This is a genomic window from Blautia sp. DFI.1.216 (assembly GCF_020594215.1).
GTDB classification, from domain to species: domain Bacteria; phylum Bacillota; class Clostridia; order Lachnospirales; family Lachnospiraceae; genus Blautia_A; species Blautia_A wexlerae.
In genome coordinates this window covers 1-25516 of sequence record NZ_JAJDML010000014.1, presented here as the reverse complement: position 1 = coordinate 25516, position 25516 = coordinate 1, and the positions used below count along the sequence as shown (strand labels likewise).

19 protein-coding genes are annotated in these 25516 nt (G+C 42.3%); 2 read left to right on the top strand and 17 right to left on the bottom strand.

What is annotated here, in order from left to right:
- Positions 1-48: 48 nt before the first annotated feature.
- From LJE11_RS07340 to LJE11_RS07310, 7 genes are all read right to left on the bottom strand, one after another.
- Positions 49-552, bottom strand: coding sequence for a DUF6106 family protein (locus LJE11_RS07340; protein ID WP_022380754.1), 504 nt, complete (start codon positions 550-552; stop codon positions 49-51).
- Positions 553-922: 370 nt separating this feature from the next.
- Entirely contained in the window at positions 923-2542 is a 1620-nt protein-coding gene (gene groL / locus LJE11_RS07335; RefSeq protein ID WP_055053500.1) for a chaperonin GroEL, read from the bottom strand.
- A 145-nt stretch (positions 2543-2687) separates the two neighbouring features.
- Positions 2688-2972: a co-chaperone GroES gene (gene groES / locus LJE11_RS07330; protein ID WP_008705701.1), complete on the bottom strand. Its 285-nt coding sequence runs from the start codon at positions 2970-2972 to the stop codon at positions 2688-2690.
- Between the two features lie 415 nt (positions 2973-3387).
- A complete protein-coding gene (gene codY / locus LJE11_RS07325) occupies positions 3388-4173 on the bottom strand; it encodes a GTP-sensing pleiotropic transcriptional regulator CodY (protein WP_008705703.1) in 786 nt (261 codons plus the stop codon).
- 371 nt (positions 4174-4544) lie between these two features.
- Positions 4545-6614 carry a type I DNA topoisomerase gene (gene topA / locus LJE11_RS07320; protein WP_008705704.1) on the bottom strand — a complete coding sequence of 690 codons (2070 nt, stop codon included), beginning with the start codon at positions 6612-6614 and terminating at the stop codon, positions 4545-4547.
- A 131-nt stretch (positions 6615-6745) separates the two neighbouring features.
- A complete protein-coding gene (gene dprA, locus LJE11_RS07315) occupies positions 6746-7663 on the bottom strand; it encodes a DNA-processing protein DprA (protein WP_062807261.1) in 918 nt (305 codons plus the stop codon).
- Positions 7664-7683: 20 nt separating this feature from the next.
- On the bottom strand, positions 7684-9216 hold the full coding sequence (locus LJE11_RS07310; RefSeq protein WP_008705706.1) for a YifB family Mg chelatase-like AAA ATPase: 1533 nt from the start codon (positions 9214-9216) through the stop codon (positions 7684-7686).
- Between the two features lie 268 nt (positions 9217-9484).
- On the opposite strand from LJE11_RS07310, the gene LJE11_RS07305 reads away from it, so the two are divergent.
- A complete protein-coding gene (locus LJE11_RS07305; RefSeq protein WP_055053498.1) occupies positions 9485-9700 on the top strand; it encodes a helix-turn-helix domain-containing protein in 216 nt (71 codons plus the stop codon).
- Positions 9701-9778: 78 nt separating this feature from the next.
- Here the strand turns inward: LJE11_RS07305 and LJE11_RS07300 are convergent, their stop codons facing one another.
- The 7 genes from LJE11_RS07300 to LJE11_RS07270 form a co-directional block, all read right to left on the bottom strand.
- Positions 9779-10381: a hypothetical protein gene (locus LJE11_RS07300; RefSeq protein WP_195659041.1), complete on the bottom strand. Its 603-nt coding sequence runs from the start codon at positions 10379-10381 to the stop codon at positions 9779-9781.
- 34 nt (positions 10382-10415) lie between these two features.
- Positions 10416-11831: an amidophosphoribosyltransferase gene (locus LJE11_RS07295; protein WP_173699934.1), complete on the bottom strand. Its 1416-nt coding sequence runs from the start codon at positions 11829-11831 to the stop codon at positions 10416-10418.
- A 208-nt stretch (positions 11832-12039) separates the two neighbouring features.
- A complete protein-coding gene (locus LJE11_RS07290) occupies positions 12040-13995 on the bottom strand; it encodes a fructose-1,6-bisphosphatase (protein ID WP_173698197.1) in 1956 nt (651 codons plus the stop codon).
- Positions 13996-14092: 97 nt separating this feature from the next.
- Positions 14093-18583 carry a PolC-type DNA polymerase III gene (locus LJE11_RS07285; RefSeq protein WP_227295765.1) on the bottom strand — a complete coding sequence of 1497 codons (4491 nt, stop codon included), beginning with the start codon at positions 18581-18583 and terminating at the stop codon, positions 14093-14095.
- A 46-nt stretch (positions 18584-18629) separates the two neighbouring features.
- Positions 18630-19682 (bottom strand): flavodoxin-dependent (E)-4-hydroxy-3-methylbut-2-enyl-diphosphate synthase, encoded by a 1053-nt coding sequence (gene ispG / locus LJE11_RS07280; protein WP_008705719.1) that lies wholly within the window; start codon positions 19680-19682, stop codon positions 18630-18632.
- Between the two features lie 51 nt (positions 19683-19733).
- Positions 19734-20873 carry a toxic anion resistance protein gene (locus LJE11_RS07275; RefSeq protein WP_227295764.1) on the bottom strand — a complete coding sequence of 380 codons (1140 nt, stop codon included), beginning with the start codon at positions 20871-20873 and terminating at the stop codon, positions 19734-19736.
- A 35-nt stretch (positions 20874-20908) separates the two neighbouring features.
- Entirely contained in the window at positions 20909-22201 is a 1293-nt protein-coding gene (locus LJE11_RS07270) for a 5-bromo-4-chloroindolyl phosphate hydrolysis family protein (RefSeq protein WP_227295762.1), read from the bottom strand.
- A gap of 228 nt (positions 22202-22429) precedes the next feature.
- Here LJE11_RS07270 and LJE11_RS07265 point away from each other — a divergent pair, with 228 nt between their 5' ends.
- Complete coding sequence (locus LJE11_RS07265; protein WP_008705724.1) at positions 22430-23455, top strand: branched-chain amino acid aminotransferase; 1026 nt, start codon at positions 22430-22432, stop codon at positions 23453-23455.
- Positions 23456-23668: 213 nt separating this feature from the next.
- Here LJE11_RS07265 and LJE11_RS07260 read toward each other — a convergent pair whose 3' ends face one another.
- The 3 genes from LJE11_RS07260 to LJE11_RS20305 form a co-directional block, all read right to left on the bottom strand.
- Positions 23669-24160, bottom strand: coding sequence for a dihydrofolate reductase (locus LJE11_RS07260; protein ID WP_008705726.1), 492 nt, complete (start codon positions 24158-24160; stop codon positions 23669-23671).
- 104 nt (positions 24161-24264) lie between these two features.
- Positions 24265-25113 (bottom strand): thymidylate synthase, encoded by an 849-nt coding sequence (gene thyA / locus LJE11_RS07255; RefSeq protein ID WP_227295760.1) that lies wholly within the window; start codon positions 25111-25113, stop codon positions 24265-24267.
- A 224-nt stretch (positions 25114-25337) separates the two neighbouring features.
- Positions 25338-25516, bottom strand: a 179-nt coding sequence (locus LJE11_RS20305; protein ID WP_227295781.1) for a zinc ribbon domain-containing protein, incomplete at its 5' end; no start/stop codon positions are given.

Below are 25516 nucleotides of genomic sequence, written 5' to 3'. Positions count from 1 at the left end.
AACTGGTCCTTTTATTTTCAACAAGTGTAACAAAAATCAGATTCTATGTCAATCCAAAAAAACTTTGCTCGGTGCTGAATTTTTCATAGCCTGTGCAAGTGCCTCATCCGGTTCCAGGATGATCTTGCATAAATTTCCGTCCAGTCTTGTGATAACACCAAAGCGTTTATGCTCCGGATTTCCTGATGAAAAGTCCAGTACTTTCATGTTCTGGTTTCCGTTGTAATAGTCCATTCTGTGGGAATCCAGCGGTGCTGCCAGATCTGCTTCTGATAATTTGAAGCTCTTTACTTTCTTTCTTTTTGTCTTTGACATGATCATGTCGATGTCAAAATCGCCATTGATAAACAGATATTCATATTCTACATCTGTTTTCGGGATTACAAAATAGCATGCAATTCCAAGCGCTACGGCAATGATCAGTGCCAGCGGTGTGATGATAAGTCCGGCAAATACTGCCAGCACTGTCAAAACGATCAGACCGTATTTGAGCAGGCTGTCTTTAGCCGTCTTATCTTTCTTTACCAGTAATTCTGAATACAAGTCGCCCATTGTTTCGTCTCCTTTTCATTTGTTCAGCTGTTGAAAGCAGCTTTTTTTTGCACAGCATATTTAACAATTATATTTTATTCATCATGCTGTTTTTCTGCATTATATCACAAAACGGAACCATCGTCTATGACGACGGTTCCGTTTCACATATTTCCGCCTGCGCTGTTTTTATCTATAGCAATCCTCGTAAATAATGCATTTAAGACAATTCAGCAGAGTGCGAAAGACAAGGAAGATATCTGCAGGCGTGCTGACGCACGGCAAAGATATCTGACGCAGGATTTCACACTCTGATGGGCTGGATTAAGATGCATTATTTCAGAGAATTGCTATAAGCATACTACGGTATAATTTTATCGTTTATTAAAAATTACATCATTCCCATTCCAGGATTAGCAGCCGGTGCAGGTGTGTCTTCTTTGATAATTGCAACAGCAGATTCTGTTGTAAGTAATGTAGACGCAACGCTTGTAGCATTCTGAAGAGCACTTCTTGTAACCTTTGCAGGATCAAGGATACCTTCGCTTACCATATCTACATATCTTTCGTTCAAAGCATCAAAGCCGATTCCCGGTTCGGATTCTCTTACTTTGTTGATGATTACGGAACCTTCAAGTCCTGCATTTGCAGAAATGCGGAACAGAGGAGCTTCCAGAGCTTTCAGGATGATATTTGCACCTGTCTTCTCGTCACCTTCCAGAGTTGTTGCAAGTTTTGCAACTTCTTTGGATGCGTGGATGTAAGCAGAGCCGCCACCTGCGATGATACCTTCTTCTACTGCTGCTCTTGTAGCTGCAAGAGCATCTTCCAGACGAAGCTTAGCTTCTTTCATTTCTGTCTCAGTGGAAGCACCAACACGGATAACAGCTACGCCGCCAGCCAGTTTTGCAAGTCTTTCCTGTAATTTTTCTTTATCAAATTCAGATTTTGTTTCTTCAATCTGTCCACGGATCTGAGCAACACGGTTTGCGATTGCATCTTTGTCACCCATACCGTCAACGATAACTGTGTTCTCTTTTGCAACTTTAACAGATTTTGCACGTCCTAACTGCTCCATAGTTGCGTCTTTCAGTTCCAGACCAACTTCTTCGGAGATTACCTGGCCGCCTGTAAGGATTGCGATATCCTGAAGCATTTCTTTTCTTCTGTCACCATATCCCGGAGCTTTGACAGCTACTACCTGGAAGGTTCCTCTTAATTTGTTTACGATCAGAGTTGTAAGAGCTTCACCCTCTACATCTTCAGCAATGATAAGAAGTTTCGCACCAACTTTTACGATCTGCTCCAGTAATGGAAGGATTTCCTGGATGTTGCTGATCTTCTTGTCTGTGATCAGGATATATGGATCTTCCAGATTTGCTTCCATTTTTTCCATATCTGTTGACATATATGCGGATACATATCCACGATCGAACTGCATACCTTCTACAAGGTCAAGTTCTGTGTGCATTGTCTTGGATTCTTCTACTGTGATAACGCCGTCTTTGGAAACTTTTTCCATAGCATCTGCTACTAACTGTCCAACAGTCTCATCGCTTGCGGAAATAGATGCAACGTTTGCGATCTGTTTCTTGCCGCTGATTGTCTGGCTCATGTTCTTGATTGCTTCTACAGCTACATCTGTAGCTTTCTTCATTCCTTTTCTGAGGATGATCGGGTTAGCGCCTGCTGCCAGGTTTCTCATTCCTTCGTGAACCATAGCCTGTGCAAGAACAGTAGCTGTTGTTGTACCATCACCTGCTACATCGTTTGTTTTGGAAGCAACTTCTTTGATCAGCTGTGCGCCCATGTTTTCAAATCCGTCTTCCAGTTCAATTTCTTTTGCGATTGTAACACCGTCGTTTGTGATAAGCGGAGCACCGTATGGTTTGTCAAGAACTACGTTTCTTCCTTTCGGTCCTAATGTTACTCTTACTGTATCAGCTAATTTATTTACACCAGCTTCAAGAGCTGCTCTGGCTTCTGCGCCGAATTTAATTTCTTTTGCCATGATAATATGACCTCCTGATTCAAATTTTGATCTCTATGAATTCTTTCTGATACTTATCCGGTATTTCATGTTACATCCTGTAAATATTATCCTGTAAATATTATCTTATAAGTATCTTCATTTATGTTTTCTATTTTGATATTGCTTATTTAACAATTGCAAGAATATCATTCTGTTTTACAATGATATATTCTGTGCCATCCATTTTTACTTCTGTTCCTGAATATTTGGAGTAGATAACTTTATCACCTACAGCTACTTCCATTTTTACTTCTTTGCCGTCAACAACTCCGCCAGGTCCTACAGCTACAACTTCTGCCTGCTGTGGTTTCTCCTGTGCCTGTCCCGGAAGAACGATTCCGGATTTTGTTGTTTCTTCTGCTTCAACCTGTTTTAATACAACTCTGTCACCTAAAGGTACTAATGTCATGATCTATATCCTCCTTTATTCTCCAACCTGGAATCTCTGTTACCGTCTCTGCTATTCTTAATATCCGGCAACTGTTTCGGCACTCTGTCTAATTCTGCCGATTTTTGCTAGCACTCATTTACTTCGAGTGCTAATCACTGTCCTTATATTATTGAAAATGAGTCGATTTCGCAAGTGCTTTTATCATTATAAAATAATCTATATTCTCTTTTTTACTTATATATACTCTTTTTTTCTTTTGTTTTCTTAATTTACAAATAATTTTGTCATATCTTCCTTGTCTTTCGCATTCAGTTGAATTGTCTTCAAATACATCAATTAAGAGGCTTGCTATAATTCCTGTAACATAATAAAAAGACCGTCCACCATACAGCAGACAGCCTTCTTGCATTCATTATTTATGGAAGCTTCTATATCAGGATTTCTTATTTCTCTGAGCTTTAATCTCTTCCAGTTCATCAAAGATGACTTCATTCAGCACTTTAATGTAGGTTCCTTTCATACCGGAAGATCTGGATTCAATCACACCGGCACTTTCAAACTTCCTCAAAGCGTTTACGATAACAGATCTGGTGATTCCCACGCGGTCTGCGATCTTACTTGCAACCAGGATTCCCTCATCTCCGTCAAGTTCATCAAAGATATGGATGATTGCCTCCAGTTCGGAGAAAGATAAAGTATTAAACGCAGATTTCACTACCTGCTGCTTTCTGTCCTCCTCAGCATTCTCTTCATGGACCGCTCTCATCATCTCCAGCCCTACAACGGTTGTTCCATATTCACTGACAATAATATCTTCAATGTCATATGGTTTCTCATAACGATACATAAATACAGTACCCAGTCGTTCCCCTGCAATATCTATCGGATTAATGATTCCCTGATAACTGCTTGATACATGTTCAAATCCCAGTGTCTGAAGATTTACATTCTCTTTTGTTGACAGGACACCCAGAAATCTCTCGTTTAACAGGGAATCTACATATCCGCCAACCTTGTCCTCGATCAGTTCAGTGATCTCCTCTACTCCTGGGCATAAACTGACACCCAGAACCTTTCCTTTTTTACTGAGAACCAGAATGTTGGAACTCAGTGTCTCCATCAGAACCTGACAGATGTCATTAAATACCACTTTGCTGGAACTGCTGTTATGCAGAAGTTTATTAATTTTTCTTGTTCTATCCAGCAGCTGAACACTCATATTGTCCTCCTTTCACCCTGTACATATCCGAAATCTTTCTGTCATTATTTCATAAATGAGCAGTCACTTTCTTTTGCTCGCAAGGAAGATTCAGACACACATGGTCATTAACATTACTGATACTTTGATTTTACACGTTTTAAAGTCAAATTACAAGACAAATTTTACTATTTTTTTATTTATTTTTGCTTTTCTGAAAATAGATTCCTTTTATAATATTATTCAATAAATATCATCATCAAAAATTCAAAGGATTGAAGACAAAAAGTCAGAAAGTCACTGACTGTAAGACAAAAAACGGAACTGTTGCATTAATGAAATTCATTTTCAACTGCTGCAACAGTCCCATTTATAACATTTACAATCCGTTATTATTCTTTCTCGTCCTTTGCCTCTACATATCCACATGTCTCCTGGCTGCAGACAAGCTTATTCCCCTTTTCCACCATATAGCTTCCACATTTCGGGCATTTCTTTGCTGATGGTTTCTGCCAGGACATGAAATCACAATCCGGATTATCCTCACATCCGTAGTACTTACGTCCTTTTTTGGTTTTCTTTAGCACAATCTCTTTTCCACATTTCGGACATGCCACCCCGATCTTCTCAAAATATGGTTTGGTATTTTTGCATTCCGGAAATCCCGGACATGCAAGGAATCGTCCATGAGGACCATATTTGATCACCATATGTCTGCCACAGTTTTCGCAGATCACATCTGTCACTTCATCCTGAATATCAACCTTTTCAAGTTCTTCCTCTGCAGCATCTACATCCTTCTTCAGATCCGGATAGAAGTTGCTTACTACTGTCTTCCACTTTACAGTTCCTGCTGCCACACAGTCCAGAAGCCCTTCCATAGTCGCAGTGAAGTTTACATCTACAATACTCGGGAAAGCCTGTTTCATAATATTATTGACAACTTCCCCCAACTCTGTAACATACAGGTTCTTCTGTTCTTTTGCAACATAACGGCGGCTGATGATCGTTGTGATCGTCGGCGCATAGGTACTTGGACGTCCGATCCCCAGTTCTTCCATAGTCTTGACCAGAGATGCCTCTGTATAATGTGCAGGCGGCTGCGTGAAATGCTGTTCTGGTTTCAGTTCCTTAAGACTAAGCTTCATTCCTCTTTCAAGACTCTGATTCAGAACATTTCCTTTTTTCTGGTCCTCTTCATCTGTGTATACAGACATAAATCCGTCAAATATGATCTTGGAGGCAGAGACTGTAAAAATATACTGGTCTGCACCAATCTTTACAGATGTTGTTTCGTATTTTGCAGGAGCCATTCTGCTGGCCGCAAAACGTCTCCAGATAAGCTGATACAGTCTGAACTGATCTCTTGAAAGAGATTCCTTCAGTACAGCCGGTGTACGGCTGATGTCTGTAGGACGGATCGCTTCGTGAGCATCCTGAATCTTCTGTCCCTTTTTCACAGCTTTCTCAGACTTTGAAACATAATCCTCTCCGTACTGAGCAGTGATATATTCTCTTGCAGCAGCATCTGCTTCCTCTGAGATTCGGGTAGAATCTGTACGCAGATAAGAGATCACACCTACCGTTCCATTTCCTTTGATATCAATTCCTTCATACAGCTGCTGTGCCAGACGCATTGTCTTCTGTGTGGAAAAGTTTAAGGTCTTGGCTGCTTCCTGCTGTAAGGTACTTGTAGTAAAGGGAAGCGGTGCATTCTTGATCCTCTCGCCTTTCTTTACTTCATTGATCTCATATTCTTTATCTTTCAGAGAGGCCAGAAGTTTATCCATTTCCTCTTTGCTGTGGATATCCATCTTTTTATCTGTTCCATAAAACTTCGCCTGCAGCGGTTTCTTCTCACCCTTCACCTGAAAATCTCCCTCCAGGCTCCAGTATTCTTCCGGAATAAACGCATTGATCTCATCTTCTCTGTCACAGATGATACGAAGCGCAACAGACTGTACGCGCCCCGCACTTAAGCCTCTCTTGACTTTTGCCCAGAGAAGCGGGCTGATGGTATAACCTACCATACGGTCAAGCATACGTCTTGCCTGCTGTGCATCTACCAGATCCATATCCAGGTCTCTGGCCTGTTTGATTGATGATTTTACTGCTGTCTTGGTAATCTCGTTAAAGGTAATCCTGTGCATCTTCTTCGGATCTTCTTTTAATGCCTGCATCAGATGCCAGGAAATTGCCTCTCCCTCGCGGTCAGGGTCAGTTGCAAGATAAATCTTATCTGCTTTCTTTGCAGCCTTGCGAAGCTTTGCAAGCAGTTCTCCCTTTCCTCTGATCGTTATATATTTGGGTTCAAAATCATGCTCAACATCAATTCCGAACTGACTCTTCGGGAAATCACGGACATGTCCGTTAGAAGCTTCCACATCGTAATTCGCACCGAGAAATTTCTTTATTGTTTTCACTTTTGCAGGTGATTCTACTATCACCAGATATTTCGCCATGCTACCTCTCCTAGTCGTAATCTGTTATTCTTCACAGTGTCCCTGAACGGGCACATTGCCTGACAACGATATTGTTACATATGAAAATCGCCCTGCGCCGCAGAAACGTGAAGCACAATAATCATAAATCGTCAACTGTCTTTTACATAATAATGTCTCCCGCTCTCTCTTATGAGCCCCCGCAGTGTCAGTTCCACAAGACAGTTGCTTACCTGTGCCGGGGAAAAGCCTGTTTTTCTCACAATGTAGTCGGGATTTTTTGGTCGTAAATCGAGACAACTATACACCATATTCAAATCTCTTGCAAGTCCCAAGTTGTTTTTTTCACCGTTTTGTGTTACTTTTTCCATCGAAATTCCAAGTTCTTCCAGCATAATTTCCGGACAGTATGCAATCCCTGCGCCGTCGTAGATCAGCTTATGGCAGCCTCTGCTGAGTTCATCTGTCACTGCCCCCGGAATCGCATAGACCATCTTTCCCTGTTCCAGTGCAAATCCCGCAGTGATCAGCGAACCGCTGTTTTCTTTTGCTTCCACTACCAGAACCGCGTCTGACAAAGCACTGATGATCCGGTTTCGCGCCGGGAAATGCCAGGAAACAGGTCCTGAACCCAGTGGACATTCACTGATGATCCCACCATTTTCCCATAAGATCCTCTCATAGAGTTTTCTGTTAGATTTCGGATAGCATACATCAACACCACTTCCAAGCACCGCAAATGTAGGCATCTTTCCTTCCAGTGCGCCTTTATGTCCTTCTGAATCAATGCCAAGTGCCATACCGCTGATAATCTGGACTCCAGCTACACTTAACGCTTTCGCATACCGAAATGCCTGCATCCTTCCATAAGGACTGCACATTCTGGCACCGATCACTGCCACCGTTCTTCTCTTAGGATCAGGAAGTCTGCCTTTTACATAAAGCTTTGCCGGCATGGAGGAATACTGCTTCATTATCTGAGGATATTCCGGATCTGATTTCTCAATACATCGTATCTGACCTGTACTGTATTCTTCTGTATGATTATTTTTCACATCAGTTCTTTCCATATAAAATACCTCACTGACCTTTATTTTATGACAGAATCTTTGTCAAATGCCCTGTACGAAAGTGCTTCTCCGATATGATGACCGGCAATCATTTCTTCCCCTTCCATATCCGCAATTGTTCTGGCTACCTTCAGGATCCTGTGATAGGATCTGGCACTGAATGCGATTTTTTCAAAGGCTCTTGCCAGAAGTCGGGATGCGCTGTCTGTAAGAGGGCAGAATTTATCGATCAGACTGCTCTTCAGCTGCCCGTTAAAATTTATTTTCTCATCTTTATACCGTTCTTCCTGGATCTTCTGTACTTTTTCCACTCTTTTTCTGATAGCAGCGGAATTTTCTCCCTTTCTTCCACAGTGAAGCTGTGAAAAAGAAACCGGCGGTACCTCAGTGCTGATATCAATTCTGTCCAGAAGAGGGCGACTGATCTTTCCCATATAATGTGTGATCTCACCTGCTGTACAGGTGCATCTGTTTAAATCCGGATAATAACCGCAGGGACAGGGGTTCATCGCTGCACATAACATAAAATCCGCCGGAAAGTTGTAAGTTCCGCTTGCTCTGGCTATCTGGATCACTTTATCCTCCATGGGCTGTCGCAGAAGTTCCAGACTTGCTCTGGAAAATTCCGGCATTTCATCCAGAAAGAGTACACCTTTATGCGCAAGAGTGATTTCGCCGGGTCTGGGATTACGCCCGCCTCCTGCAATTGCCTGCGGAGTACTTGTATGATGAGGGCTGCGAAATGGTCGCTCATCGATCAGAGGATGTTCTCTTGAAAGAAGTCCTGCAATACTGTAAATTCTGGTAAGCTCCAGCTTTTCTTCAAAGCCAAGCCCAGGCATGATCGTCGGCAGTCTTCTGGCAAGCATGGTTTTGCCCGTTCCCGGAGGTCCGATAAGGAGAAGATTGTGAAATCCGCTTACTGCAATTTCCGCCGCTCTTTTTGCCCCTTCCTGTCCTTCAATGTCTGAAAAATCCATTCCCATATCTGTATTTATAATAGAAGGAATTTCTTCCTGTATTTCCCTCTTCAGATAGGGTTCCGGATTCTTAAGACACTCGACCAGTTCCCGTAAATTTTTTACTCCTGCTACCGGCACATCCCTGATCAGTCTTCCTTCTTTCAGATTCTCATAGGGAACTACGCAAAAACGACTACCCAAACTTCTTGCACACAACACAATCGGCAGGATTCCGGATATCCCATGGATTTCTCCGTCCAGACCGATCTCCCCTGCCATCATAACTCTGCTGACAACCTGAGGGCTGATCATCTCAAAAGCAGCCAACACTGCTGCTGCCACCGGTACATCAAAACCGGCTCCCTCTTTCTTCATGTCTGCAGGAGCAAAATTGACGGTAATTCTCTTTGGTGGAAACTGATAACCATTATTCTTGAGGGCTGTGCGTACCCGTTCCTGCGCTTCCTTTACCTGCGCAGAAGGAAATCCTACCATGATAAAGGAAGGAAGTCCGTTACTTACATCAGCTTCTACCTGCACAGGGCATACTTCCACCCCAAAAATTGCAGCTGATAATACACTTGCAAACAAATATAAACTCCTTTCTTCCGGCATAAATCTCCCCCGATATTTATGCTCACCAAACAGCGGACGACTGAATAGTTACATCACTTAAATTGTATTGGAAATTATTTCAGAAATCAGATTAGAAAAAAGATTATTTTTATAATAGACCATTTTGCTCTGTTTTGCAACCGTTCATTTTGTTCTGTTTTATACTTTTTTTCAGTACATAATCTGCGAAGGCTTTTCACAGATCATGTTTGGGAGTACACTACAAAACAGAGAGGTGAACTATATGAAATTTCAGCGTATTCAGGATTTACGTACAGATGCTGACATGTCACAGAAACAGCTCAGCGAAATTCTTCACATCAGCCAGCGTTCCTACTCTCACTATGAGACAGGTTCACGCAATATCCCGGTTGAAATGCTTATCAGACTGGCAAATTATTACGATATAAGTGTTGATTATCTGATAGGACGCACTGATAAAAAAGAGATGAATAAATAAGTAAAATCACTTTTTTTAATATAAAAGGATTCCTGTAACTGTTTATGTTACTGAATCCTTTTATATTTTTTGTATCTTTTATTCTTTTATCATAACAGTATCCACAGAAGGATGGACTTTTGCACCCTCCGCTTTTGTTTTTGTCTTAATATTCACATAAAGACGACCATTATCAAAGGTAAGATAACCCTTTGCTACATTTCCCAGCGAGTCTGTAAACGAGAATCTGGTTGCATTTCCTGCGACGGATTTCTTTACTTTTGCCTTGCAGGAAGCTGTCTTTTTCTTATTTGTCTGCCAATAAGTGAATGTGATCGATTTCTGGCTGAGTTTTTTAATTTTGATCTTAACCCTGCCATTCTCACTGCGCCAGGTTCCCAGATAGTCCTCCGGGTTAAAAACATATGCCCTTTCCAGTACAGGTGTTGGTGTTACCGTAGGAATCGGCGTTGGGGTAGGTGTGGGTGTAGCTGCAGGTGTCGGTGTTACAGTGGGAACTCTTTCCAGTGCCGCGATTGCTTCTGCTTTTCTCTGTTCTCTGTCCACATTCTTTCTGTGTTGGAGCAGCAGAGTATCTGCCAGCATAAGCAGGATAAACAGGATAATTACAATTATCAGAAGTTTTATAAGTCTTTTTTTCTTTTTATTCCATTTCTGTTTCCCATTGTTTGTTATCGACAAATCTGCATCTCCTCTTCTGTTTCTTGTTCGTTACTTATTCTTTTCCATCCCAGCAATAGGTACAGAGTTTACATGGTGAAATTCCAATGGAAGCTTTCAGATCATCAAGTCTGTGGAATTTCAGTGATGTGAAATTCAGCTCCTTACGGATTTCTTCCAGCATTTCTTTATAATTTGCTGAATTTGGATCTGCATAGTCTGCCAGGACTTTATCACTGACATTCTCTCCCTCACGTTTGGCTATCACACGTCTTGTGATCAGGTCCATCTCTGATTTTGAACGCGAGAAATTCAGATATTTACATCCATAAAGTAAAGGCGGACATGCCGGACGGATATGTACTTCCTTTGCACCATTTCTGTAAAGAAATTCTGTCGTTTCTCTTAACTGTGTTCCACGCACAATAGAATCATCAATCATAAGAAGGCTCTTATCCTTGATCAGACGGTGCACAGGAATCAGTTTCATTCTTGCGATAAGATTTCTCTGGCTCTGCTGTGTAGGCATAAATGATCTTGGCCAGGTTGGTGTATATTTGATAAACGGACGGGCAAAAGGTACACCGGACTGGTTCGCATATCCGATAGCATGGGCAATACCGGAATCCGGAACACCGGCTACAATATCAGGATTTACTTCTCCCCTGTCTCTCCTGGCCAGCATATCACCGCAATGATAACGCATTTCTTCTACATTCACACCCTCGTAGGCAGAAGTAGGGTATCCGTAATATACCCAGAGAAATGAACAGATTCGCATCTCTTCCCCTGGTTTCTGCAAGGTTTCCACACCGTCCGGAGTCACAGCAACAATTTCTCCTGGTCCCAGTTCTTTCAAATCTTCATATCCAAGATTCAGGTATGCAAAGCTCTCAAAAGACACACAACAGGCATCTTCTTTCTTTCCCACGATCAACGGAGTCCTTCCCAGACGGTCACGTGCTGCCAGAATCCCCTTTGGTGTCAGGATCAGCATGGTCATGGAACCTTCTATCACTTCCTGCGCATAACGGATTCCCTCAATCATGTTGTCTTTCTGATTGATCAGTGCAGCTACCATTTCTGTGGGGTTTACACTTCCTCCACTCATTTCCAGAAAATGAGTGCATCCGTTTTTAAAACAACTGGCAATCAGTTCATCCATGTTATTGATTTTTCCAACTGTGGTAATTGCAAAGTTGCCAAGATGAGAGCGCACCAGAAGAGGCTGAGGTTCATTATCTGAAATACATCCGATTCCCAGATTTCCCTCCATCTCACCAATGTCACCATCAAATTTGGTCCTGAACGGCGCATTTTCAATGTTATGAATCACGCGGTCAAAACCACGTTTCTTATCATACACTGCCATTCCGCCTCTGCGTGTTCCCAGATGGGAATGATAATCAATTCCGAAGAAAAGGTCCAGAATGCAACTGGACTTTGATGCTACTCCAAAAATTCCACCCATTATCGTATTCTCCTTTTGTTCATCATCTTCAGGCAACTTTTATCATAATCCTCTTCGATAATCCATTTAAAAAGATTACTATAGCCCGTTTCATAACGTTTTCCTTCACTATAACAGTTCTTATCCTGCCAAATTGCTGTAAAAACAGTTATATCACACAACACTCCCATTATATAGAATGAAAATTTAGAAGTAAAGAGTTTTAATCTTATTTCTTTTCCTTGATGATACCTGTTCTGTATGCATCCAGCAGCTGGATCAATTCCTGTATTCTCTCTTTCAGCGCATGACCTGTATCTGTATCACCCACAAGCTGGCGTCTGGACATGTAGCTGACTGCCACGCGGTTCGATACAATATCAGTCTCTCTTGCCACAGCATCTGCTTTGGACGTAAACGGTTCATGAGCAGTAAGATTCAGTCCATAGGAATTATAGATCAGCGTATATCCGGCAATTCCCGTTACTTTCTGATATGGCTTGGAAAAACCACCGTCAATCACGATAACCTTTCCATCACATTTTACAGGACTTTCTCCTTCACTCTGGTGTACCGGAACATGGCCATTGATGATATGCCCTTTTTCCGGATCCAGACCAAATTCACGAAGCATATTATCTACCACTTCTTCATTCTCCCAGAGGCGGTAATAAGCATTCTTCTTCTCTTCATGTGTAGAAGGATCCTCTATGAAATATCTTTCAAAAGTACTCATCTTGCTCTTGCCAAACAATGGTGAATTCGGAGCTGCCCAGATATACCACATAATATCTCTGCCCTTCTTCTGTTCTTCTTTTCCTACAGAATAGAATGCTCTGCGCACATAGGTTTCCAGTACATCGTACAGTTCTTTTCCCTTGTAGCTTTTTCCATAAATCTGTACTTCCCGGAATGTTCCGTCTTCATTCAGAGGAATGCTTCCGTGAAACAGAAGATTTCCGTTATATACTGTATAAAGCCCACCTTTGTCAAGTAGGAGACGGATGTGGTTTTGCAGTTTTTCACAGTTTCTGAATGCAGAGGACAGTTTGTCCATAACTTCTTTTTCTCCGGCTGTAAGTTCGTATGGATGTTTCCAGTCAATAGTCGGAAAATTATTGTCGCGAAGCGGATATTCTTTTCCGTCAGGCAGTGTGATCGTCCCTTTTTCCGGATTGATCCGATGAAGAAGTGCTCTGTCTTCCATCTGGAATTCTTTATGTCTGCGCACCAGTTTACCTTCTAATTTAAACTGGATCACAGCAATAGCCTTGTGCATTTTTTTGCCCAGTTCTTCCTCAAGAACATTATAATTGAAAGCACCTTTCATAGCAAAAATCTCGCAGGGATCATCCTTATACGCCTCCATCACAAAGGTCGCCAGAGGAAGCATATTGATTCCGTATCCATCCTCAAGAATATCCAGATTTCCGTAACGGATACTGTTTCTTACCACTGTTGCAATACAGGCTTTCTGTCCTGCTGCCGCACCCATCCAGACAACATCATGGTTTCCCCACTGAATATCCAGGGAGTGATACTGCATCAGGCGATCCATAATGAAATGTGGAGCAGGACCTCTGTCATAAATATCCCCCAGAATATGTAAATGATCCACGACCAGACGCTGGATCAGTTCTGCAAGCGCAATGATAAAATTCTCCGCACTGCCGATCTCAATGATCGTATTTACAATGGAATCATAATATGCCTCTTTATCGAGAACTTCCGCTTTCTCTGTGATCAGTTCTTCGATCACATAGGCATAATCTGTGGGAAGAGCTTTTCGTACTTTGGACCTGGTATATTTGGAGGCTGTTGTCTTACAGATTTCAATAAGACGGTAGAGCGTGATCTTATACCAGTTTTCCATATCTTCTTCCGTATCTTTGACAAGATCCATCTTCTCTTTCGGATAATAGATCAGAGTTGCCAGAGAACGCTTATCATTGTTACTTAATGTATGTCCAAACACATCATCAATCTTCTTCCTCACTGCACCGGAACCATTTCTGAGCACATGTGAAAACGCCTGATACTCCCCATGAAGGTCTGACATAAAGTGTTCCGTTCCCTTCGGCAGATTCAGGATTGACTGAAGATTGATAATCTCCGTAGATGCCTTTCCGATTGTAGGATAAATTTCTGCAAGTCTCTGTAAATATCTAAGTTCGTCTTTCTTCATATCCATCTCCTGTTATCATATATTATGATGTCAGGGCATTTTATGTTGCTGTCTGCACCATGCCCTGCAACACACTTTGCGGTCACAGAATTTATGCTCATCCTGTAAAGTCAAATAATGACATCTGGTTCGACTGCGGGATATCTCCGAATAATTTCAGATCATCCATCAGATCAATAACCGTTTTGCTGACCTTTGTTCTGTCGCGGAAGTCGTCTTTTGACAAGAATTTTCCCTGTTTTGCAGCATCAACCACTGCATCTGCCGCCTTATCTCCCAGTCCGTCAATAGTTGCAAGTGACGGCATCAGTTTCCCATCCACGATCTGAAATCTCTGTGCCTTGGCAGTATAAAGATCAATCGGTACAAATTCAAATCCACGTGCGTACATTTCCTGTACAATACGCATATCCTTCAGGGTATCCAGTTCTTTTTTAGATGCTGAATCACCTTTTTTGCGAATTTCTGCCATATAATACTCCAGGCGTTCCTTTCCCATACACATCATCTCATAGGAGAACGCTGTGGCGCGGATACTGAAATATGCCGCATAGTATGCCAGTGGCTGAAACACCTTATACCACGCAATTCTGTACGCCATCATAACGTATGCTGCTGCATGAGCCTTCGGGAACATATACTTGATCAGCTTACAGGACCAGATATACCAGTCCGGAACTCCATGCTCTTTCATGGTCTCGATCCACTCATCACGAAGACCTTTTCCCTTACGGACGCTCTCCATGATCGTAAACGCAAGGCCACTTTCCACTCCTTTTCCGATAAGGTAGATCATAATATCGTCTCGGGTACAGATAGCTGTGGAAATGGTTGCCTTACCCTCCTGGATCAACACCTGGGCATTACCCAGCCATACATCCGTACCATGAGAAAGCCCTGCAATACGGATCAGGTCAGAGAAGTATTTCGGCTTGGTGTCAATAAGCATCTGCATGGCGAAATCTGTACCAAATTCCGGGATTCCCAGACATCCGAGCTTACATCCGCCAATATCTTCCGGTTCAATTTTCAAAGCCTTTGTACTTGCAAACAATGACATGACATCCCTCTGATCCAGGGGGACATCCCTAGCACTGATTCCCGTTAAATCCTCCAGCATTCGGATCATAGTGGGATCATCGTGTCCAAGTATATCAAGCTTCAGCAGGTTTCCGTCAATAGAATGGTAATCAAAATGTGTGGTGATAATGTCACTGTTCACATCATTCGCAGGGTGCTGGACAGGAGTAAATTTCTCAATCTCCTCACCTACAGGAAGTACGATAATGCCTCCCGGATGCTGTCCTGTTGTACGCCGCACGCCTGTACATCCCTGTACGATGCGGTTGATCTCACAGTAACGTTTATGCACACCACGCTCTTCAAAATAATTCTTCACATAACCAAATGCAGTTTTCTCCGCAAGCGTACCGATAGTCCCTGCCTTGAATGTCTGTCCCTTACCAAAAATAACCTCTGTATATCTGTGTGCATTAGCCTGATACTCTCCTGAAAAGTTAAGGTCAATATCCGGTTCCTTATCTCCCTTGAATCCAAGGAATGTCTCAAAAGGAATGTCAAACCCTTCCTTTTTCATCCTGGTTCCACATTTCGGACAGATCTTATCCGGCATATCACATCCCGCCATACCTGCATACTGCTTTACTTCCGGTGAATCAAAATCACTGTATTTGCAGTCCGGATTAGGACAGAGATAATGAGGCGGCAGAGGATTTACCTCTGTGATACCGGACATGGTAGCTGCCAGAGAAGATCCTACAGAACCTCGCGAACCTACCAGATAACCATCTTCATTTGACTTCCATACAAGCTTCTGTGCAATGATATACATTACGGCATACCCATTGGAAATGATTGAATTCAGTTCCCTGTCAAGCCTGCTTTCCACAATCTCCGGCAATGGATCTCCATACATTTCATGCGCTTTTGTAAAACAGATATTCTTCAGATCCTGGTCGGAATTCTCAATGACCGGCGGGAATTTGTCCGGATGAATAGGTGATATCTTCTCAATCATATCTGCGATCTTATTTGTATTTGTAATGACAACTTCTTCTGCTTTCTCGCTTCCCAGATAGGCAAATTCTTCCAGCATTTCCTCTGTGGTACGTAAATACAACGGTGCCTGCTCATCTGCATCTGAGAATCCGTTTCCGGCCATAATGATCCTTCTGTAAATCTCATCCTGTGGATCCATGAAATGCACATCACAGGTTGCAACTACCGGTTTCTTAAACTGCTCTCCAAGCTTAACGATCTTCCTGTTTATCTCCTTCAGGTCTTCTTCGGAACTGATCATATCATGCTTATCATCTGCTATCATAAATCTGTTATTTCCAACAGGCTGGATCTCCAGATAATCATAGAAATTTACCAGTCTGGCTATCTCCGGATCCGGTGCATTTCTCAGAATTGCCTGATACAGTTCCCCTGCTTCACAGGCACTTCCCACCAGAAGTCCGTCTCTGTACTGCTCCAGCACACTTTTGGGAACACGTGGACGTCTGTGATAATACTTCAGGTGCGACTGACTCACTAATTTATACAGATTAATGCGCCCTGTCTCATTTCTGGCAAAAATGATCACATGGTAGGTCGGCAGTTTCCTGATACTATTTACAGAAACAGCTCCCTGCTCATTCAGCATATCCACATCCCGGATATCACGCTCTTCCAGCATCTTTACAAACTTCACAAAAATCTCTGCAGTACATGCGGCATCATCTACTGCCCGGTGATGATTTTCCAGTGAAACCCCAACTGCTTTTGCTACCGTATCCAGCTTAAATCTGTTCAATGCAGGAAGCAGGAAACGGGCCATACCGACCGTATCTACATAAGTAAAATCATGTGCGATTCCCAGTCTGTCACAGTTTTTCATAATAAATCCCATATCAAAGTCCGCATTGTGTGCAACCATAACCGCATCCTTGCTGAATTCAAGGAATTTCGGAAGCACTTCTTCGATAGTCGGGGCATCCATGACCATACTGTCATTGATACTGGTCAGCTGTTCAATGCGAAAAGGAATCGGTACCTTTGGATTTACAAATGTGGAAAAACGATCCGTAATCTCACCATTTTCTACCAGTACGGCGCCAATCTCTATGATCTGACAGGTCAGCGAAGAAAAACCTGTTGTCTCAATATCAAAGACCACAAATCTATCGTTCAGCTTCTGACCTTTTCCATTGGTCACCATACCTTTTAAATCATCTACCAGATAGCCTTCCATTCCATAAAGAACCTTAAAATCAGAATCCTTCGGCACACATCCGCCCCAGGCATCGAAACAGTGATTTGCCTCCGGAAATGCCTGTACAACCCCATGGTCTGTAATGGCAATGGCAGGATGTCCCCACTCATAAGCACGTTTCACCAGAGATTTGGCATCCGTAACCCCATCCATATCGCTCATCTTTGTATGACAGTGAAGCTCTACTCTTTTCTGTGGGCTGGTATCTACTCTGGCAGTTGTAAAATTGGCAATTTTCTTAATCCCGGCTATGGATGCAATAGTCAGTTCACTGTCAAAACGGTCTACTGTTGTCACACCGCGAAACTTCAGAAAAGCCCCCTTCTTTACATGTTCTGTCACTTCCGGCACCTGTTCATTGCGCAAAAACATCTTCACAACAATACTGTCCGTAAAGTCTGTGATCGGGAAGATAAGAATTGTTTTTTCATTACGGATTTCTCTGGCTTCAACCTCCATAACCTGTCCGCGAACGATCACCTCACCCATTTCACCGGTAATCGTCTCAAGTGCAACAGGCTCTCCTTCGAAATCTCTTCCATAGATAACATCCGGATTGCTGTCCCTTCTGAATCCACCCCGGAAATCTCCCTTCCTGTTGTCTTTGCGGTCTGCAAATGCAGCTTTTTTGTCCTTCTTTTCCTGCTGTCCCTTATCAGTCTTTTTCTCTGCTTTCTTCTCTGCTGTTCCTGCTTCTTCAGACTGAGCCGGCTCTTCATTCTTACTGTTTAATTTCGCATGACGGATTACATTTTCCACTTCCTGAGCGATCTGCACTGCTGCATTCTTACGGTACTTACTTTCCTGCGTCTCCCGGAACTCAAGTTCCACCTTCAAGTCCATTCCGCATCTTTCGCAGAAAACCTTCTGCAGATATTCGATCAGGATCCCGCTCTTTTCTCTGGCTATTACAGAATCAGGAAGGATCATATGAAGATCATTTTCTCCGGGAAAAGAAATCTGCGCCTGTCTGAACATATTGTATTCCAGCATATTGTAGCTGCGCAGTTCCAGTTCCATGCTGGATCTGTAAGTTTCCAGAAAGTTCTGAGGATTGTACTGACCGGAAAGACGGAATTTCTCAATAACTGTAACTGTTACATTCAGTCCTGCAAAAATCTGTCTCTCTATCTGTTCTTCCAGTTCAAAGATATGCTTCTTATGAATCCAGCGTTCACTTTTTATATACACCCATATATGAGTTCTGGAAGGATTGCAGGACACTCTGGTCACAAAAACCATGTCCAGCAGTTCTTCCAGTTCTTTCTTCACTTTTAAGCTGGGAAATACGTCAAAAAAGTCTTTTTCCAAAATAAAATCTCCTCGTTGATCTGACAGGAAGTCTTCGTTCCAAATGTTACTTCCAGTTCAGAAGTTCTTCCCGCAACGTATCCAAAAGCTGATCTTCCGGAACTTTCTTTATGATCTCACCATGTTTGATCAGAAGTCCCACACCAACTCCGCCTGCAATTCCGATATCTGCCTCTTTTGCTTCTCCGGGTCCGTTTACCACACAGCCCATAACTGCTACTTTAATATCAAGTGGGATATCCTGCACCATGGTTTCTACCTTATTTGCAAGACCGATCAGATCAATCTGTGTGCGTCCACAGGTTGGACATGACACAACTTCTATGCCACCTTTGCGAAGCCCCAGAGTTTTCAGGATACGTTTTGCGGATTTAATCTCTTCTAAAGGTGCTCCTGTAAGAGAGACACGAATGGTATCACCGATTCCCTGATTCAGGATGATCCCCAGTCCGATAGCAGATTTAATGTTTCCGGAATAAAGAGTTCCGGCTTCTGTGATTCCTACATGAAGTGGATAATTCGTCTTCTCCGCGATCAGTTCATGAGCCTTTGCACACATAAGGACATCCGAAGATTTGATGCTGATCACCAGATTGTCATATCCCAGGTCTTCGATGATATGAACTTTATCCAGCGCACTCTCCACCAGTCCCTCTGCAGTGACCCCATGATATTTCTCCACAAGTTCTTTCTCAAGAGAACCACTGTTTACACCAACACGAATGGGTATTCCTCGCTCCTTTGCCACATCAACCACTGCTTTGATTCGCTCTGTACTGCCGATATTTCCGGGATTGATCCGAATCTTATCTGCACCGTTTTCCATGGCTGCAATGGCAAGACGATAATCAAAATGGATATCTGCCACAAGTGGTATATGGATCTGTTTTTTGATTTCCTTCAGTGCTTTTGCAGCTTCCATAGTCGGTACTGCACAACGGATAATATCACAGCCAGCCTGCTCCAGTGCCAGGATCTGAGCTACTGTCTGTTCTACATCTTCAGTTTTTGTATTTGTCATGGACTGGATTAAAATCGGGTTGCCGCCGCCAATCTTTCTGTCTCCGATCTGAATCACTTTTGTATGATCTCTGTACATAATTTTCCTCTTCTCTCATTTATAGCAATTCCATAAATTACTGCTGAACAGTTATCTGATTTCCAGAAGTTTTCTCTTCAGTTCTTCTTCCATGCGGTGCATTTCCATCTCTGCTGCCTGTCTCTTCTGACGGCCTTCCATCTGGATCCGCATCACATCATCCAGAGTCTGGATCAAATCTGCATTTGTCTTCTGGAGTGTTTCAAGGTCAACTATTCCACGCTCTGATTCTTTCGCTGTCTCAACCGTTGCCATATGAAGTGTCTCTGCATTCTTTCTGAGAAGTTCATTGGTGATATCTGTTACCTGTCTCTGTGCCTGTGCTGCTTCTGCAGAATGAGCAATTCCCAGAGCAAGCACCATCTGACTCTTCCATAATGGAATTGTGTTTACGATCGTTGTCTGTATTTTCTCAACCATTACCGTATCATTATTCTGGATCAGCCGGATCTGAGGCGCGGTCTGCATGGCAATCGTACGGGTAAGTTCCAGATCATGCAGTTTCTTTTCAAATCTGCTACATTTCTCATCCAGGTCTCTGGCTGCCTGCGCGTCTTCGGGAAGCCCGCTCAGAGCTGCCTTATTTTTCATTTCTGCAAGCTTTCCGTTTCTGGTTTCTTCCAGTTTCTTTTTTCCGGCAAGGATATACATGGTAAGTTCTTTAAAATAATTCAGGTTCTGTTCATACATCTTGTCCAGCATGGCAGAATCTTTCATAAGGCGCACCTGATGTTGCTGAAGAGAATCTGTAATCTTCTCCACATTGACTTGTGCTTTGTCATATTTGTTTTTCAGATTTTCAATCTTAGAAGTCTGCTTTCTGAAAAATCCAAAGAATTTTCCTTCCTCCTGTACATCGAAATCTTTCAGTTCTCCCACAACATTACTGATCAGTTCTCCAATCTCACCGAGATCCTGTGTCTTTACATTCTCAAGAGCTGTATCAGAAAAGTCCGCCATTTTTTTCTGGGTTCCTGCACCATACTGAAGAATCTGATTAGTATTCTCAATATCAATCTTTGCAGCAAAATCATTTACCATTTTCTGTTCTTCCGGTGTCAGTACAGGCACTTCTTCCTTCTGTAGCTGCTTTTGGGGGATCACTTCTTCTTTCTTTTCAAGCTCTCCAAGATCCGGCTCCAGTGTTAATGATGGCGTTTCCATTTCAAAATCTTTAAATTCGTTTCCCATGTCCTCTGCCGCTCCTTTTTATCCTTTTTTTATTTTCAGTTCTTTTTCATTTTTGCAAAATCATCATCTGTCAGACCTTCCTGTGCAAGCAGCGTATGAAGCACTGAAATATCACTTGAAACATCCCACGCAGTATCCTGAAAAACAGAATCCAGAAGTTTTTCAAATGCCTGATTCAGTGTATCCAGTGTATCCTCTATCTCCTTTTTGGATGCCTGGATATTCTCTCCCTGCACAGGCTGCTGATCCATTTCTTCATATGCATCCAGCAGCTTTACTGTCATGGGTAGATAATAATTCATCAGTTTCTTCAAATCCGGAATAATCTCCGGATGCTTCTGCGCTCGTTCAAAAATCTTCTCCACAATCAGTTCCATTCTGGATATTTTTGCAGAAATCTCCACTCCAGGAATCGCATCGTTGCTCCTGTGGATCTTATCCAGAAATTCATTTCCTTTATCCAGCACTTCCTGCACTTCAGGCGGTGTGTTCTTTCTGTTTCTCTTCTGTTCAGCCTGACATTTCTCTTCTTCCTGTTTCTTCTGCTCAAGTGCCTTCTGCGTCTGCGTATATTGCAGATAAGTCTCATTACTGGTGATCAGACAGGTTTCCTGCTCATCAATATGTCCCTGACGGAACCATCTGTCATCAATCATCTTTTTAATATCTTTTTTAACGAATTTCACCGGCTTATTTACTGCTGCAGATAATTGTTCAAAATTACAGTATGTGTGATTTCCCAGTGTGTCAATATACTTTTGAAAACGTTCCAGTTTACCCAGTTTTTTAATGCCGCCTGCGAGAAGTCCCACTCCTGTCAAAGCTCCGACTGCCATAAAACAGGTTCCACCGGTCACAAGGGAACTCATATGTCCCACTGCGCCAAAGATGCTAAGGACCAGAGTTCCCAGTCCCATTCCACTGGCAAGGATTCCACCTGAAACAGCAATCATCATACCTTTCATTCTTCCCCCGGTGTTCCTTTCATAAAGAGTCAGCATCTTCTCTTTTGCTTTCTCCTTCTCAATCCTCTGACGTTCCTGCTCCTGTTCACGCCTGCGCTTTTCTTCAAATTCTTTTGTTTTATTGCGGTATACCCCGGAATCACCGGACTGACTGTTTCCGGTTCCAAATACATTATTCAGACCATTTTTGATTGCCTCGCTTCCGGAATCTACAGCAGAATTTACTGCGCTGTTAACAGTCTGTCCCACCGTCTGCTTAATATCCTCGGTCATCTGGCGGTAATCTTTAGTAGAAACTGCTGTGTCTATGATCTTTTTTATTTTGTCTCCAAGTTCTCCTAATTCATCAAAATTCTCGCTCATATTTTCCTCCATTTTCTATTCCATATTATAGCGAAATCCTCTATAAAAAACAAGACTGGCGGATTTTTTGTTACTGTATGTGAACAGTAACACGATTTTTCAATTTTTCATTAAAATTGGAAATTTCCCATTGAACTTAGCAGACAAAAGTTTTACAATGGTAAAGAGATAAACAGTAATCACACTTGTAAATACTGTAAATATGTGTGAACGGAGGAAAGATTCATTATGGAAAAAAAGAATATCGACTGGAGCAGCTTAGGCTTCGGTTACGTACAGACCGATTATCGTTATGTATCTAAATTCAAAGACGGCGCATGGGATGCTGGAGAACTGACAACAGATCCTAATGTAACACTGAACGAATGTGCAGGTGTTTTCCAGTATGCACAGACAGTTTTCGAAGGAATGAAGGCTTACACTACAGAAGACGGACATATCGTTACTTTCCGTCCTGACTTAAATGCAGAACGTATGGCAAACTCAGCAAAGAGACTTGAGATGCCTGTATTCCCGGAAGACCGTTTTGTTGATGCAATTGTTCAGACTGTAAAAGCTAACGCAGCATATGTTCCGCCATACGGTTCAGGCGCAACTTTATATGTTCGTCCATATATGATGGGTACTAACCCGGTTATCGGTGTAAAACCTGCTGATGAGTATATGTTCCGTGTATTCACTACACCTGTAGGACCATACTTCAAAGGCGGTGCTAAACCAATTACAATCCGCGTCAGTGATTTCGATCGCGCTGCACCTCATGGAACAGGCCATATCAAAGCAGGTCTTAACTATGCAATGAGCTTACATGCAATCGTAGATGCTCACAAGAACGGATTCGATGAGAACATGTATCTTGATGCAGCTACACGTACCAAGGTAGAAGAAACAGGCGGTGCTAACTTCATTTTCGTTACAAAAGACGGCAAAGTTGTCACACCGAAGTCCAACAGTATCCTTCCTTCTATCACACGTCGTTCCTTAATCTATGTTGCCAAGGAATACCTGGGATTAGAAGCTGAGGAAAGAGAAATATACTTCGATGAAGTGAAAGATTTCGCTGAATGTGGTCTCTGCGGTACTGCTGCAGTTATCTCTCCTGTCGGAAAGATTGTTGACCATGGTAAAGAAATCTGTTTCCCAAGCGGAATGGAGAAAATGGGTCCGGTTATCCAGAAACTCTATGACACATTAACAGGTATCCAGATGGGACGTATCCAGGCTCCGGAAGGATGGCTGAAAGTTATTGAATAAATAACATCTGACTGCCAGACAGTTAACGTCTTTCAACATCAGAAGAATTGTTGCTGTTCATACACTGCTATCCCGCTGAGAACGTAATGAATAGTAACGTAGATTTTCACTATACAAAAACATCCCTCAGAATCAGTTTAAACACATTCTGAGGGATATTTTTTCTTTTACATCACTGGTTTTTCCGGCTTTTCCGGCTCTGCTTTGTTTCTTCTATTTCTTTCTCTCATACTTCACAAACTGATACTCCAGATCAAAGTATGTCTGCTCATCGCTCTCTCCCGTAATTTCCCATTCATCATCTTCGTCCAGATTTGGAAAATGACTGTCTGCTTCATATGCAAAGTCAATCTTTGTCACATGAGCTACATCACAGTACGGAAGCATCTGCGCATAAATGCTGTCACCACCTATACAGTAAACATCTTCTGCCGGATATTTCTTTATCTCTTCCAGCGCTTCTTCAATACTGTGTACTATGATCGCACCCTTTACCTCATATTCTTTATTGGATGTGATCACAATATTGATCCTGTTTTTAAGCGGAAGTCCGTTTGGAAAACTTTCCAGAGTTTTTCTTCCCATCACTACTACTTTTCCACTTGTTTCCTCACGAAACATCTTCATATCTGCCGGAATACTTACCAGAAGCTGGTTGTTCTTGCCGATTCCCCAGTTTTTATCTGCTGCTACGATAACATTCATTTGAATTTTCCTCTCTTGATTTTATATTGTCAATTTAAGTCAGGCGAACAAAATCATCCGCATTCGCTACTTGCTCATAACCAGATAATTGCTCCACAGTTTGGTTAAACGGCAATCGGAATATTCTTAATCTGCGGCCATGTCTCATAATTCTCCACGATCAGGTCATCTGTTGTAAACTGATAGAAATCCTTCACTTCCGGATTCAGTTTCACAACAGGTGCAGGATATGGTTTTCTCTGGATCAGTTCCTTTATCAGCGGGATATGACGGTCATAGATATGGCAGTCTGCCACTACATGAAGCAGTTCCCCTGCTTCCATATCACATACCTGAGCCATCATCATAAGCAGAAGTGCATACTGACATACATTCCAGTTATTCGCTGCAAGGATATCCTGTGAACGCTGATTGAGGATTGCATTCAGAGTCAGCTTATCGTTCCCCGGTGTCTGTGTCACATTAAATGTCATGGAATATGCACAGGGATACAGATTCATCTCATGGAGATCCTGATGCACATAAATATTGGTCATAATTCTTCGGCTGAACGGATTATTTTTCAGATCATAGATCACTCTGTCTACCTGATCCATCATTCCTTCTTTGTACTCATGTTTCACGCCAAGCTGATACCCATATGCCTTACCGATAGAACCACTCTCATCTGCCCAGCTGTCCCAGATATGGCTGTGAAGATCATGGATATTGTTGGATTTCTTCTGCCAGATCCAGAGGATCTCATCCATGGCACTCTTTAACGCTGTACGTCTGAGTGTCATAGCCGGAAATTCCTTTCTCAGATCATATCTGTTTACCACTCCGAATTTCTTGATCGTATATGCCGGAGTTCCATCCTCCCATACAGGACGAACCTTTTCTCCTTCCGTACTTGTCCCGTTTTCCAGGATATCCTGACACATTTTTATAAATACATCATCTGCGTAACTCATTTTTCTTTACACTCCTGTTTTTCTGTTTTTTATATTGTTTCAGGTCTTACTTTAATCCGTTACTGAAAACTTATAAAAAGTTATAAACTTCTATGTTCCATTCCTACTTCAACGAGTATGCTTTTGATGATATAAATATCAATCTACTCACAGGTTCTTGTACTCTCCATAGGCGTAAATTCCGGACTAACGTATCCGTACATATTTGTATTAACATTTCAGTGTCAGCTTGCAAATTTTTCTCCATAAGTCTTGAGATTTATAGATGCCTGGAAATCTCTATCAATCATATTCCCACACGCACATCTATAAACTCTATCAGATAACTTCAGATCTTTTTTGATGTTTCCACAACAGCTGCAAAGCTTTGATGATGGATAAAACCGATCAGCCACAATAAGCT